This is a genomic window from Terrabacter sp. R4-6 (genome assembly GCF_057529065.1).
In genome coordinates this window covers 4,511,461-4,523,656 of the sequence record NZ_CP197224.1, presented here as the reverse complement: position 1 = coordinate 4,523,656, position 12,196 = coordinate 4,511,461, and the positions used below count along the sequence as shown (strand labels likewise).

Annotated in this window: 15 protein-coding genes; 7 read left to right on the top strand and 8 right to left on the bottom strand. The window is 70.5% G+C overall.

The window, feature by feature from the left end; translation table 11 throughout:
* Positions 1 to 27 precede the first annotated feature (27 nt).
* From ACSSS0_RS20880 to fabG, 3 genes are all read right to left on the bottom strand, one after another.
* Positions 28 to 2,289, bottom strand: a complete 2,262-nt coding sequence (locus ACSSS0_RS20880) for a tetratricopeptide repeat protein (RefSeq protein WP_487229490.1) — start codon at positions 2,287 to 2,289, stop codon at positions 28 to 30.
* Positions 2,290 to 2,328: 39 nt separating this feature from the next.
* Entirely contained in the window at positions 2,329 to 3,090 is a 762-nt protein-coding gene (fabI, locus tag ACSSS0_RS20875) for an enoyl-ACP reductase FabI (protein ID WP_435986096.1), read from the bottom strand.
* Positions 3,091 to 3,171: 81 nt separating this feature from the next.
* Positions 3,172 to 3,891, bottom strand: coding sequence for a 3-oxoacyl-ACP reductase FabG (gene fabG, locus ACSSS0_RS20870; RefSeq protein WP_487229489.1), 720 nt, complete (start codon positions 3,889 to 3,891; stop codon positions 3,172 to 3,174).
* A 119-nt stretch (positions 3,892 to 4,010) separates the two neighbouring features.
* On the opposite strand from fabG, the gene ACSSS0_RS20865 reads away from it, so the two are divergent.
* Together ACSSS0_RS20865 and ACSSS0_RS20860 are read left to right on the top strand one after the other, a co-directional pair.
* Positions 4,011 to 4,301 (top strand): DUF3099 domain-containing protein, encoded by a 291-nt coding sequence (locus tag ACSSS0_RS20865; RefSeq protein WP_435986098.1) that lies wholly within the window; start codon positions 4,011 to 4,013, stop codon positions 4,299 to 4,301.
* Positions 4,298 to 4,546, top strand: a complete 249-nt coding sequence (locus tag ACSSS0_RS20860; RefSeq protein ID WP_487229488.1) for a hypothetical protein — start codon at positions 4,298 to 4,300, stop codon at positions 4,544 to 4,546. The genes ACSSS0_RS20865 and ACSSS0_RS20860 overlap by 4 nt, the downstream gene beginning before the upstream one ends.
* Positions 4,547 to 4,570: 24 nt before the next feature.
* Here ACSSS0_RS20860 and ACSSS0_RS20855 read toward each other — a convergent pair whose 3' ends face one another.
* The 4 genes from ACSSS0_RS20855 to ACSSS0_RS20840 form a co-directional block, all read right to left on the bottom strand.
* The gene (locus tag ACSSS0_RS20855; protein ID WP_487229487.1) at positions 4,571 to 4,813 is read right to left on the bottom strand and encodes a DUF1272 domain-containing protein; all 243 of its coding nucleotides are present in this window, start codon (positions 4,811 to 4,813) and stop codon (positions 4,571 to 4,573) included.
* Positions 4,814 to 5,061: 248 nt separating this feature from the next.
* Entirely contained in the window at positions 5,062 to 6,084 is a 1,023-nt protein-coding gene (gene moaA / locus ACSSS0_RS20850; protein WP_435986101.1) for a GTP 3',8-cyclase MoaA, read from the bottom strand.
* Positions 6,085 to 6,368: 284 nt separating this feature from the next.
* Positions 6,369 to 6,689, bottom strand: coding sequence for an ANTAR domain-containing protein (locus tag ACSSS0_RS20845; protein ID WP_487229486.1), 321 nt, complete (start codon positions 6,687 to 6,689; stop codon positions 6,369 to 6,371).
* Positions 6,686 to 7,168: a hypothetical protein gene (locus ACSSS0_RS20840; protein WP_487229485.1), complete on the bottom strand. Its 483-nt coding sequence runs from the start codon at positions 7,166 to 7,168 to the stop codon at positions 6,686 to 6,688. The genes ACSSS0_RS20845 and ACSSS0_RS20840 overlap by 4 nt, the downstream gene beginning before the upstream one ends.
* Positions 7,169 to 7,482: 314 nt before the next feature.
* Between ACSSS0_RS20840 and ACSSS0_RS20835 the strand changes: the two genes are divergently transcribed.
* Positions 7,483 to 8,175: a GAF and ANTAR domain-containing protein gene (locus ACSSS0_RS20835; protein WP_487229484.1), complete on the top strand. Its 693-nt coding sequence runs from the start codon at positions 7,483 to 7,485 to the stop codon at positions 8,173 to 8,175.
* Between the two features lie 405 nt (positions 8,176 to 8,580).
* Positions 8,581 to 8,856, top strand: coding sequence for a hypothetical protein (locus tag ACSSS0_RS20830; RefSeq protein WP_487229483.1), 276 nt, complete (start codon positions 8,581 to 8,583; stop codon positions 8,854 to 8,856).
* Between the two features lie 180 nt (positions 8,857 to 9,036).
* Here the strand turns inward: ACSSS0_RS20830 and ACSSS0_RS20825 are convergent, their stop codons facing one another.
* Positions 9,037 to 10,224, bottom strand: coding sequence for a zinc-dependent alcohol dehydrogenase (locus ACSSS0_RS20825; protein ID WP_487229482.1), 1,188 nt, complete (start codon positions 10,222 to 10,224; stop codon positions 9,037 to 9,039).
* Positions 10,225 to 10,377: 153 nt separating this feature from the next.
* On the opposite strand from ACSSS0_RS20825, the gene ACSSS0_RS20820 reads away from it, so the two are divergent.
* From ACSSS0_RS20820 to ACSSS0_RS20810, 3 genes are all read left to right on the top strand, one after another.
* Positions 10,378 to 11,178 carry an SURF1 family cytochrome oxidase biogenesis protein gene (locus ACSSS0_RS20820; protein ID WP_487229481.1) on the top strand — a complete coding sequence of 267 codons (801 nt, stop codon included), beginning with the start codon at positions 10,378 to 10,380 and terminating at the stop codon, positions 11,176 to 11,178.
* A gap of 72 nt (positions 11,179 to 11,250) precedes the next feature.
* Complete coding sequence (locus ACSSS0_RS20815; protein WP_487229480.1) at positions 11,251 to 11,619, top strand: VOC family protein; 369 nt, start codon at positions 11,251 to 11,253, stop codon at positions 11,617 to 11,619.
* An 11-nt stretch (positions 11,620 to 11,630) separates the two neighbouring features.
* On the top strand, positions 11,631 to 12,194 hold the full coding sequence (locus ACSSS0_RS20810; protein ID WP_487229479.1) for a hypothetical protein: 564 nt from the start codon (positions 11,631 to 11,633) through the stop codon (positions 12,192 to 12,194).
* Positions 12,195 to 12,196 lie beyond the last annotated feature (2 nt).

The following is a 12,196-nucleotide window of genomic DNA, read 5'->3' as shown; positions in this document are numbered from 1 at the left end:
AGCGCCGATGGGAGCGCGATGGACTGATCAGTCCGTGACGGGGGCCAGCTCGTCGGCGTAGGCCCGCAGGGCCCGGCGGTAGGCCTGGGTGTCGACGTCGGTCGTCGCCTCGAGCGTGGCCCGGATGAGGTCGGCGACGGCCTGCCGCTCCTGGCCAAGGTCGGCCTGCACGAGCGCCCTCAACATGAGCGCGGCCGTGTTGTGCGGCCGTGCCTCGAGCACGTCGGCGACGAGGTGCTGGGCCTCGGCGGTCCGACCCACGACGCGCAGGCTCGAGGCGAGCTGGAGCTGCGCGCGGTGGCGGTGCGGCTCGCGGAGCCCACCTGCCAGGGCCTCCTCGTAGAGACCGATGGCGCCCTGCTCGTCGCCCATCGCGTCCTTGACGCCGGCGAGCTCGAAGACGAGGCGCGGGTCGCCCGGGTGGCCGTCGACGAGCTCTTGGGCGGCGGCGAGCCGAGCCTGCTCGTCGTTGCCCTCCCACAGGGCCGCGATGTCGGCCTCGAGCTCGTGCTCGCCACGCGCGGCGACGACCTTGCGGCGGATCGAGCGCGCGTCGTCGACCTTGCCGCCGTGGGCACGGATCCAGCCGTCGACCTCGGTGCGCTCGGCGTGGCACATGAGGGCGATGACGTCGCCGTCGAGGGCGTGCGGCACGAGGGCCTCGAACGACTCGAGCTCGGTGTCGTAACCGGGCACGTCGAGGACACCGACCTTGGCCAGACCCTCACGGAAGAGTCCGAGCAGGTCCTCGGCCTCGCGTCCGCGCAGGTAGTGACGGGCCACCTTGAGGACGACCTCCTCGGCGCCGCGACCGGCGATCTCGCCCATCGCGACGATCGCCTCGTCCGCGCGGTCACCCGCGCAGCCGAGACCGAGGCGCACGGCCCCACCGGGCGCGGCGAGCCCCCGGGCGACGTCGAGGAGGGCCTCGAGGCCGGCCTCGTTGTGGGCCATGTCCATGATGACGGTGGCCTTGCCGCCGCTCGGCAGCGGTAGCGAGTACGTGTTGAGCCGGCCCCAGTTGTGCTCGGGGTCGGGCGCGAAGGTCCGCAGGCCCTCGACGACGGCCGAGCGCGGGACACCGAGGCCCAGAGCCGCGGCGGCACCGGCCAGCGCGTTGGCGATGTTGTTGCGGGACAGGCCGCTCAGCGTCATGGGGACGTCGACGATCTTGACCAGGCGGTCCGGGTCGCCGTTGGGCGACAGGACGACGATCTCGCCGTCGAGGACGGTGATGCCGCGGCCGCCGGAGTTGATCGACTCCCAGAGCGCCGGAGACGCGGGGTCGAGGCTGAAGGCCCACGGCTTGGCCTTGATGCCGAAACGCATGGCCCACACGCGGGGGTCGTCGCCGTTGAGGACGACCCAGCCCTGCGGCTTCGTGACGGTGGTGACGATCGCCTTGACCTCGGCCAGCTGGTCGAGGGTGTCGATCCCCTGCAGCCCGAGGTGGTCGGCGCTGACGTTGGTGACGACGCTGACGTCGTTGGCCGTGACGCCCATGCCCTTGAGGAGCATGCCGCCGCGGGCGGTCTCGAGGATGCCGATGTCGAGGCCGGGCGTCTCGAGGACGCCGCGCGCACCGGCGGGTCCGGAGAAGTCCCCCTCCTCCTTCGTCTCCCCCATGACGACGACACCGTCGGTCGAGCTCCAAGCCGTCGTGAGGCCGGCGCTCATGCACATGTGCGCCATGAGCCGGGTCGTCGTCGTCTTGCCGTTGGTGCCGGTGACGGACGCGACCGGAACCGTCGGGGTCAGGACGCTGGGGCCGGGACCGTCCGGCGCGGCCAGGATGACCGCGGCGGCCTCCTCGATGACCTCGTCCGCCCGCCGGGACGGGTCGAGCAGCCCGGCCATGACGGCGCCGACCTGTTCCCCCGCGACCCGGCCGCGCGTGCGGTGCACCCACGGGAAGGCGAGCACGACGTCGTCGACGGTCTGACCCGCCCGGACGCGTACGCCCAGGCGACCGGCGCCGATCTCGGTGCCGACGCGACGCGTCACGGTGCGGATGACACGCATGACGAAGCGCTGGCGCAGGGCGGTGCCCCGCTTGCCGGGACGGGCCGAGCGCATGCCCAGACGGCGGGCCAGGGCCTCGGCGTCGGTGCGCTTGAGGTCGAGGAAGCCGGGGACGTGCAGGATGACCTTGATCGCCGGCCGGGCGAAGTAGAGGTTGGGCCCGTCGAGCACCCTGACCTCGTCGACGCGGACCTGGTCGACGGGCAGCGACACCACCTCGGGCTCGGTCGTCGTCAGGGGGCTGGACTCGGTCCCGGCGTGAGGCATGGGCAGGACTCTAGCGAGAGCACCCGTGGCCGTGCGCGGTCACTGCCCCATCGCGTGGACGCCGCCGTCGACGTGGACGATCTCGCCGGTCGTGGCGGGGAACCAGTCGGAGAGCAGGGCCGCGCAGGCCTTCGCCGCGGGTACCGGGTCGTTGACGTCCCAGCCGAGCGGCGCGCGGTCGTCCCAGATCTGCTCGAACTGCTCGAAGCCCGGGATGGACTTGGCCGCCGTCGTGCGGATCGGGCCCGCCGCGACGAGGTTGCAGCGCACGTCCTTGGGGCCGAGGTCACGGGCGAGGTAGCGGTTCGTCGACTCGAAGGCGGCCTTGGCCACGCCCATCCAGTCGTAGACCGGCCACGCGAACTTCGCGTCGAAGGTCAGGCCGACGACGCTGCCGCCCTCGGACATGAGCGGCAGGGTCGCGACGGCGAGCGACTTGAGGCTGTACGCCGAGATCTGCAGGGCCGTCGAGACGTCCTCCCACGTGCCCTCGAGGAAGTTGAAGGCGCCCTGCGGGGCGAAGCCGATCGAGTGCAGGACCCCGTCCAGGCTGTCCACGTGCTCGCGCAGGCGGTCGGCGAGGGTGTCGAGGTGCTCCTGGTCGGCGACGTCGAGCTCGATGACGACGGGCGTCTCGGGCAGCCGCTTGGCGATGGTCTGGGTGATCTTCATCGTCCGGCCGAACGAGGTGAGGATGACCGTCGCACCCTCCTGCTGGGCGATCTTGGCGACGTGGAACGCGATCGAGCTGTCCATGAGGACACCGGTGATGAGGAGCTTCTTGCCTTCGAGGATTCCCATGCCTGCGACTTTCTCGTGTGGGTGGGGAGGCTTGCTGCACAAGGGGGCTGACGGCATACGACCGTATGCCGTGGGGTGGGCTCAGTGCCCCATGCCGAGCCCGCCGTCGACGGGGATCACCGCACCGGTGATGTAGCCGGCGTCGTCGCTCGCGACGAAACGCACGACGGAGGCGACCTCCTCGGGGGTGGCGAAGCGGCCCGCAGGGATGTTGGCGAGGTAGTCCTTCTTCTGCTCGTCGGGCAGCACGGCCGTCATCTCCGTGTCGATGAAACCGGGCGCCACGACGTTGGCCGTGATGCCCCGGCCGCCGAGCTCGCGCGAGATCGAGCGCGCGAGGCCGACGAGGCCGGCCTTGGACGCGGCGTAGTTGGTCTGGCCGGGCGAGCCGTAGAGGCCGACGACGCTGCTGATGAGGACGATGCGGCCACGGCGCTTGCGGATCATGCCCGTGGCGGCGCGACGGGCGCACCGGAAGGCGCCGGCGAGGTTGGTGTCGATGACCGAGTCGAACTCGTCGTCGCTCATCCGCATGAGCAGGGTGTCGCGGGTGATGCCGGCGTTGGCGACGAGCACCTCGACGGGGCCGCCGAAGATCTCCTCGGCAGCCGTGAAGGCCGCGTCGACGGAGGCCGAGTCGGTGACCTCGCAGATGACGCCCCGGAGGCCCTCGGGCGGCTCACCGGAACGATGCGTGATGACGACGTTGTCGCCCGCGTCGGCGAAGGCCCTGGCGATCCCCAGGCCGATGCCGCGGTTGCCTCCGGTCACGAGCACGTTGCGCGCCTCGGTCGTTGACACTGTGCGTTCCTCCGTCCGTCCGGCCACTGCCGGGTCGCTGCCTTGCCCCGAAACCTAACGGACTACCGAAGGGTAGACAGCACGGTGCCGCGCGCGTGGGACGGGCTTATGGTTGAAGGGTGCCAAGAGCCAAGAACGAGCCGGTCGTCTACTCCGTCACCTCGGCGTCGACGTCCACGACGGACGACCAGGACCAGCGGGTCCGCCGCTACCTCACGATGATGGGCATCCGCATCGCGTGCTTCGGTCTGGTCTTCGTCACCTCGGGCTGGCTCCGCTGGACCGCCGTCCTCGCCGCGGTCTTCATCCCCTACGTCGCCGTGGTGCTCGCGAACGCCGTGAGCCCGCGCCAGCCGGGCAGCATCCAGTCGGTCGTGCCCCGGGACGACACGCAGCGCCTCGAGCAGTGAACGGCCCACTCTCCCTGTCGCCCGGCGGCGGCGCCGAGATCGAGCACGTCTGCAGCGCCAAGGGCTGCCGCGCCACGGGTGTCCACGCCGTCATCTGGAACAACCCGAAGCTGCACACCCCCGAGCGGCGCAAGGTGTGGCTGGCCTGCGACGACCACGAGAAGTCCCTCGCGGACTTCGTCGCGCTGCGCGGCTTCCTCATCGAGGTCGTCCCCGTCGAGGCACTCACCGACGCCGACGGCTGAACACGACGGTCTCGGGATCCCCGGTCAGACGCGGTGCTGTCCCGTCTGGAGCACCCGCCGGGTCGAGGCCGGATGGGCGTCCAGCTGAGCGGCTGGTCGAACGGGTCGGGGCTGCAGGTCACCACCGCAGTTCGGGCACGTGCCGCTCAGGCAGGCATCGACGCACCGCGCGCACCACGTGCACTCGAAGGTGCAGATCATCGCCTCCGTCGACTCGGGCGGCAGGTCACGGTCGCAGCACTCGCAGCTCGGGCGCAGTTCCAGCACCGCCACGGTGTCGCAGCGATCTCGCGGTCCGGGAACGGAAGGGTCAGAGCCCGCGTGCCGGATCCCGCCTCGTGCGATCCCGTCGTCGGGAGCGCAGCCTCGGTCGTCGCGCACGCCCAACGCCCCTGCTGACCTCCACCCAGACGTCACCGGCTGCCGTCACCGGGATGCGCGGAACGACTCTCGCCGTCGATCGTCGCCCGTGCCCGAGCTAACGTCGGCCGGGCCCTCGGTGGGGGCAGCCGCGGTCAGCCGCCGATGGCGGACATGGGTCGGTCGGGCTGGACGAAGTCCGGGTCGCCGATGCCGTGGCCGCGGCGCTTGCGCCACATCTCTCCCCGCATGAGGCCGAGCAGCTCGTCGTCGGTGGCGCCCTCCCGGAGGGGCCCACGCAGGTCGGTCTCGGTCGTGGAGAAGAGGCAGTTGCGCACCTGCCCGTCGGCCGTGAGCCGCGTGCGGTCGCAGGCCGCGCAGAACGGTGCGCTGACGCTGGCGATGATGCCGACCGTCTCGGGTCCGCCGTCGATGAGGAAGCGCTCGGCCGGCGCACTCCCCCGGTCTGCGGCCGGCAGCGGCGTCAGCTCCCAGCGCTGCGACAGTCGCTCGCGGATCTCGTCGGCGGAGATCATCTGCGTGCGGTCCCAGGCGTGCTGGGCGTCGAGCGGCATCTGCTCGATGAAGCGCAGCTCGTAGCCGCGCTCGAGGCACCAGGCGAGGACGTCGGCGACGGAGTCGTCGTTGATGCCGCGCATCGCGACGGCGTTGACCTTGACCGGCGTCAGTCCCGCGTCCGCGGCGGCCTTGAGGCCTGCCTCGACGTCGGCGAGGCGGTCGCGGCGGGTCAGCTGCGTGAAGGTGTCCGAGTCGATGGTGTCGAGGCTGACGTTCACCCGGTCGAGGCCGGCCTCCTTGAGCCCGATGGCGACGCGCTCGAGGCCGACACCGTTCGTCGTCATCGCGATCTTGGGACGCGGCTCGAGCGCGGCGATGCCCGCGACCAGGTCGACGAGCGAGCGGCGCAGGAGCGGCTCGCCGCCCGTGAGGCGCACCTGCGTGATCCCGTCGCGCACGAAGACACCGATGATCCGCAGCATCTCCTCGTCGGTCAGCATCTCCGCCTTGGGCATCCACGGCAGTCCCTCGGCGGGCATGCAGTAGGTGCAGCGCAGGTTGCAGCGGTCGGTGACCGACACTCGGAGGTCGCGGGCCCGGCGCCCGAACTGGTCGGCCAGCCCTGCCGGTCGGACGCTTGGGTCGGGAAGGCGGGTCATGGGCTCCACTCTAGGCCGGGTCCTGCAGCGAACCGATCTGCTCATGCTGCCGATGTTGTCCCAGCCCTCTGAACTGCGGTGATGTGCCGTCTGGGTGGTTCGTCAGGATGGCAGGGGGAGGGTCGTTTCTGGACCTCCTGCGGACGGGTTGCGGACTGCCCGAGCTCATCACGCCGGGCTGGCGCGTCTGCCCTCGTGCGACCTGCGTGCCTGATGAGTGCCTTGCACCTCAGGGCCGATGACCTCGTATCGCAGCCACCAAGGCGGCCCGCGCTGCAAGCCGGCTACGTCAGCGGTCGACTCGTCAGGCTGTCCGGCGGGCTGACGGCCACCAGCGGGCGCTGGTGCGGCGTCACGTCGAGGGCGCCGGTCTCCACGACCTCGTGCGCAAGGTCGACGATCTTGCGGTTGGTGTTCTGGCTGGTGATCCGCAGCAGGTCGAAGGCTTGGTCCTCGGTGACCTTGTGGTTGGCCATGAGCACTCCCATCGCCGTTCCGATCCCTCGGTTGCTCCGAAGTGCACGCTCGAGGTTCTGCACGTGGCGGTCGTAGAAGGCAGCTGTCGCGACCAGTGCGCCGTGGGTCGCAAGGAGCAGACCGATCATGGTGTCGCGTTCGGTGAACGCACCCTGAGCCTCGGCATAGAGGTTGAGGCCCGCGCGGTGCCTGTGGAGGGCAACAGCATCCTGTAGGACAGCATGCTGTGGAGGCCGAGCTCGTCGGCCACCCGTCGGCCGTAGGCCGGCCAGCGATCGTCGGTCCGCAGATCGCACGGGCTGTACATCGTTGACGTGACGATGGCATCGAGGCACGGTCCGGAGCCCAGCTCGAACTGGATGGCGTCGGCGCGTCGTACGCGCTCGTCGGTCGCCGCCACGGTCAGGAACTCGCCGTACCGCAGGGTCGTGATGCTGGCACCCACGGCTCCTCGCACGCGTTCGCAGGCGACGCTGGTGATGGCCTGGAAGGGGTCGTGTCCGCCCTCGTCCTCCACGCGTCTGCCGAGCTGGGCGAACCCTTCGGCAACGTCGCGTAGGTACTCGACGCCGGGGTCGAGTCCCATCTCGATGTACTGCTCGTCCATGGCCATCCTTCGTCGGTGTGTTCGCGCCCGGGAGGGCAACACCGGCGATCCCCGCTCTCTGACTGGCCCCTGATGCTCCGGGACCGCGGCTGGTGACCATGTGTCGCTGCATCACCGACTCTACGCTCCCCCGCGGCAGTTCCTCTCGCGAGAGGCTGACCACCGTTGGGAACCGGCCGAGGTCCAGTCGGGATCGTCGTGATCCGACAGTGCTCGGAGGCCCGCCCGCACGCATGGGCCGGCTCACGATGTTCCTGTCTCTGCTCGGGGTACGGGAGGTTCGGGTAGGCGAGTTCAATGGGTAACTCAAGAGCATGGAACCGATCCCAGAGACGCGGCTCGCCCTCGAGCGACTCGGCCGGTACGGCGACTCAGCGTTGCAGGACGACCTGACGGAGATCGCGGCGATGGTCGTCGCGGTGGTCCCCGGGATCGTGGGGTTCAGCCTCGGCCTCGTCCGCCAAGGTGTCACCTTCACCTACGTGGCGACGTCCGAGACCGTGGCCTCGCTCGACGCCGTCCAGTTCATCGACGGCGGTCCCTGCGTGGATGCGGTCAGTGCCGGCGAGCCCGTGCTCACGGACGAGGAGCATCTGTTCGACGAACGGCGCTGGCACACCTTCGCCCAGGCCAGCGCCTCTGCTGGTGTCCGCAGCACGCTGTCTCTCCCGGTCCTGACGGGCGAGACCGTCACGGCCGGCATCAACGTGTACGGCGCCGGGACCGACACGTTCAGCGGCCGCGAGAAGCGACTGGCTGAGATCTTCGGGGCGTGGGCTCCGGGCGCGGTGCACAACGCCGATCTCGCCTTCACCACGCGGCACAGGGCCACTGAGGCCCCGGCGAGACTCGAGGACCTCGAGACGATCAGCCAAGCGGCCGGCATCCTGGCGGTCCAGCAGGGTATCTCGCCCCAAGAGGCCGACAGCAAGCTCCAGCGTGCCGCTGAACGTGCCGGAGTTTCCGTCGTGGCTGTCGCGCGGCTGATCGTTCGCTCCCGTTTCTGATCGCACCCGGTGGACGCTGCTCCAGTCGGGAAAGTGCCGTCGCAAGGCGCTGAGAGTCACGACCATGCGGCGGCCGTGGCAGCACGGAGTGCCGTTGGAGGGGATTCACCAGGACCGAGGACGCGCGGAGTCGTTCAGCCCGGCGGCGCAGGCCTCATGACCGGTTCCGCTCGAGCTATCCCGACGCGCTGATCGACGATCTGCTCGCCGCCCGCCCCTCGGGCACGCTGGACGTCGGGTGCGGTGCCGGCAACGTGGAGGCGGCCATCGCCTCCCGTGGTTTCCGCGTTGTCGGTGTGGAGCGGACCACCGAATGGCGGCGGTGCCGCGCTCCACGTGCTCGACGACTCCGTGCTCACCCGGTTTCGTGCCGCCTACCGGCTGCATGCACCTGGCCTGGCCGTCGTGGGACAGGACCCGAGCGGTCTCGAGGACGCGGACCCCTTCCGTGACGTCCCGTCGCTGACGCCGGGAGAGACGCGCACCTACCGGTGGGTCCGCGAGTTCGACGGCGCGGACTGGACCGGGATGGTGGGAACGTTCAGCGACCACCAACGTCTGGGTCCAGACCGTCTGGCCGCCTTGCAGCGGGACCTGCGCCGCATCATCGATGAGCACGACGGGCTGGTCGTTGCGCGGGGCGGCACGTACGTGTGGTCGGCTCGCACGCTGCCGACCTGAGCCGCGGCGACGCCGCTTGCGTCAGCCGGTGTGCGCTTCACGTCGACGGCCGCGGCTCCGAAATGCTCTGCAGAAGAACGGCTCTCGTCGCCGCCAATGAGGCAGCGGAGGCACGCGCCGGGCTGGGCACGCGAGCGCCACCAGCACCAGCATCGACCTGCCGGCCGCTCCTTCAGTCCGTCATGCCCAGGGCTTCAGCTGCACCTTGACGTGTCCGTCCCGCTTCTCCTGGAAGGCCTTGTAGGCCTCCGGCGCCTCGTCGAGGGTGAGTCGATGGGTCGCGAACGTGTCGACGCCCAGCGGGTCCTCATCCGAGAGGAGCGGCATGATCTCCTCGACCCAGCGCTTGACGTTGCACTGGCCCATCCGCAGCTGCACCTGCTTGTCGAAGAGGGTCAACATGGGGATCGGGTCGGCCGCGCCCCCGTAGACGCCGGTGAGTGAGATCGTGCCTCCGCGGCGCACGATGTCGATGGCCGAGTAGAGGGCGCCGAGACGATCGACTCCGGCCACCTCCTGCAGGGGTCCCGCGACAGCCGATGGCAGCAGTCCCACCGCCTTCTGCACGACGGTCGTGACGGGCGAGCCGTGTGCCTCCATGCCGACCGCGTCCAGTACCGAGTCGGGACCCCGCCCTCCGGTCATCTCACGGATCACGTCACCGAGGTCGTCCTGGTGCTCGTCGAGGTCGAGCACCTCCACACCGCGGGCCTCGACCCGACGCAGACGGTCCGAGACCCGGTCGACGCCGATGACCCGGTAGCCCTTCAGCGTGCTGATCCTGCAGGCGAAGTCACCGACGGGGCCGAGCCCGAGCACGACGATGGTGCCGCCGTCAGGCACGCCGGCGTACTCCACGCCCTGCCAGGCGGTCGGCAGGATGTCCGACAGGTACGCGAAGCGATCGTCCGGCGGCCCTTCCGGAAGCTTGGTGTGGGTGAACTGGGCCTGAGGGACCCGAAGGTACTGCGCCTGCCCACCAGGGACCGACCCGTAGAGCTTGGAGAAGCCGAAGAGCGCGGCGCCAGTGCCGTGCTCGCGGATCTGAGTGGTCTCGCACTGTGTGTACAGGTGCTGGTCGCACATCCAGCAGGAACCGCAGGAGATCTGGAACGGGATCGAGACGCGATCTCCCACCCGGAGATCCCCGCAGTCGGCACCCACGGCCTCGACGACACCCATCGGCTCGTGCCCCAGGATGTCACCCGGGGTCATGAAGGCCGCGAGCGGCTCGTAGAGGTGCAGGTCCGATCCGCAGATGTTGGTGGTCGTCACCCGGATGATCGCGTCAGTGGGCTGCTCGATGACAGGATCAGGCACGGTCTCGACCCGCACATCTCCCTTTCCTTGCCAGGTGACTGCTCTCATCGGGGATCTCCTTCGGAGGATGCGTCGGTTACGTGGGCCGTACCCCGGACCCTCCCGTCCGAACCCGCACGTCCAGGACCCAGACGTGACGTCACCGCAGGTCAGGGACGGACCGGTAGCCGGGTCCGTCGTCGTGCCGGGTACCGTCGATCCGTGCTTCGACTCTGGCTGACGCGGCGCTGGCTGCTCTGGACCCTCGTCGCGGTCCTCTTCGGGGTCGCCTGCTTCTACCTCGGCCTGTGGCAGTGGCACCGTCACGTCGAGCAGCGGACCAAGGTCGACGCCATCGCGCGCAACTACGGCGCAGCACCTGTCCCCTTCGCTCCCAGCCTCGTCGAGTCCCCGATCCCGGCTGAGCAGCAGTGGACCCGGGTCACCCTGACGGGGACGTATGCCGTCGGCACCGACCTGCTCGTCCGCAACCGGACGCTCGACGCGACCGTCGGCTTCGAGGTGCTGACACCGATGCGGACGGGTGACCTGACGCTCCTCGTCGACCGGGGCTGGGTGCCCAACGCGGACGACGCCGAGACGAGCCCGCCCGTCGACCCGCCGCCCACGGGCCCGGTGCAGGTCACCGGCTGGCTGCGCACGGGTGAGGTGAGCCTCGGTCGCGACCTTCCTCGGCCCCAGCTGGCGAGCATCAACGTCGCCGACGCCCGGACGCAGGTGCCCGCGCTGAGCCCGGTGGACGCCTACGTCGTCCTCGGCGCGCAGCAGCCGACTGCTACCGCGGGAGAGCACCCGCTGCGCCTGCTCCCACGCCCCGAGGAGGACCTGGGACCCCACCAGGCGTACGCCTACCAGTGGTGGCTCTTCATGCCCGGCGGACTCATCTTCATCTTCTTCGCCGTCCGGCGCGAGGCAGCCGCCCAGCGTGCCGAGACCGCCGGTCCCGACGCGGCACCGGCCAAGCCGAAGAAGGTGCGCATCTGGGACGAGGAGGACGCCTGAGCCGGCCCTCCCCCGCCAGCACCGGTGCAGGTGAGAAGGTCGACGTCCGACCACACCGAGGAGTCACCCCACATGGACATGCGTCTTGAGCTCGTCCCCCTCCCGACCACCGACGTCGACGCCAGCCTGGCCTTCTACGCCGAGGGCATGGGATTCCTCCTCGACCACGACGTCGAGCCGGGCAACGGTATGCGCGTCGTGCAGCTGACGCCGCCGGGGTCGAGCTGCTCGATCGTCATCGGGGTCGGGATGAGCGCACCCGACGCGCCCCGCGTGCAGAACCTGCACCTCGTCGTCGACGACATCGTCGAGGCGCGGGCGATGCTGAGCAGCAACGGGATCGAGGTCTCCGAGGTCCAGGACATGGGCGGCGGCGTCAAGTACGCACACCTCAGCGACCCGGACGGCAACACGTGGGCGCTCCAGCAGCTCTCGCGATGAACGGGGCGACCATGACGACCGGCGACTCCGCGACCAGCCCGCTGCTCGCCCGCCCGACGGGCTCCGAACGGCACGCCCGCCTACCGGGTGACGCCCTCGTGGCCGCCGACGTCGTCATGGACCGGGCCTTCACCGTCTCGGGCGCTCCAGAGTCGGTCTGGCCGTGGCTCGTCCAGCTCGGCCGGCACCGCGCCGGGTGGTACCTCCCACGGGTCGTGGAGCGTGCCGTCCCGCGGGCGCGGCGGGCCCTGCGCCACCTCGAGCCCACCCTGCAGGGGCTCGCCGTCGGCGACGTCATCCCCGACTGGGGCGGCGCGGACGCGACCTTCACGGTCGTGGAGCTCGAGGCGGCCTCGCACCTGCTCTTCGCCTCCACGAGGGGCCACATGCAGCTCACCTGGTGCCTGCGACTACGACCCGCCGGCGACGACCGGACGCGGGTCCACCTCCGGCTCCGGCTCGGTCCGGTGCGTCACCGGCTCGCGGCCCGGAGCCTCGGCGGTCTCGTCGACCTCGCGACCGTGACCGGCCTCGCCGCCGGGCTCGAGGAGAGGCTGACGGCCGACGTCGCCTGACC

Bases quoted from the DNA above. Each gene is read 5' to 3' on its own strand.
- ACSSS0_RS20880 (WP_487229490.1), bottom strand. From the start codon at position 2,289: ATGCCTCACGCCGGGACCGAGTCCAGCCCCCTGACGACGACCGAGCCC.
- fabI (WP_435986096.1), bottom strand. From the start codon at position 3,090: ATGGGAATCCTCGAAGGCAAGAAGCTCCTCATCACCGGTGTCCTCATG.
- moaA (WP_435986101.1), bottom strand. From the start codon at position 6,084: ATGACCCGCCTTCCCGACCCAAGCGTCCGACCGGCAGGGCTGGCCGAC.
- ACSSS0_RS20845 (WP_487229486.1), bottom strand. From the start codon at position 6,689: ATGATCGGTCTGCTCCTTGCGACCCACGGCGCACTGGTCGCGACAGCT.
- ACSSS0_RS20840 (WP_487229485.1), bottom strand. From the start codon at position 7,168: ATGGACGAGCAGTACATCGAGATGGGACTCGACCCCGGCGTCGAGTAC.
- ACSSS0_RS20835 (WP_487229484.1), top strand. From the start codon at position 7,483: ATGGAACCGATCCCAGAGACGCGGCTCGCCCTCGAGCGACTCGGCCGG.
- ACSSS0_RS20825 (WP_487229482.1), bottom strand. From the start codon at position 10,224: ATGAGAGCAGTCACCTGGCAAGGAAAGGGAGATGTGCGGGTCGAGACC.
- ACSSS0_RS20815 (WP_487229480.1), top strand. From the start codon at position 11,251: ATGGACATGCGTCTTGAGCTCGTCCCCCTCCCGACCACCGACGTCGAC.
- ACSSS0_RS20810 (WP_487229479.1), top strand. From the start codon at position 11,631: ATGACGACCGGCGACTCCGCGACCAGCCCGCTGCTCGCCCGCCCGACG.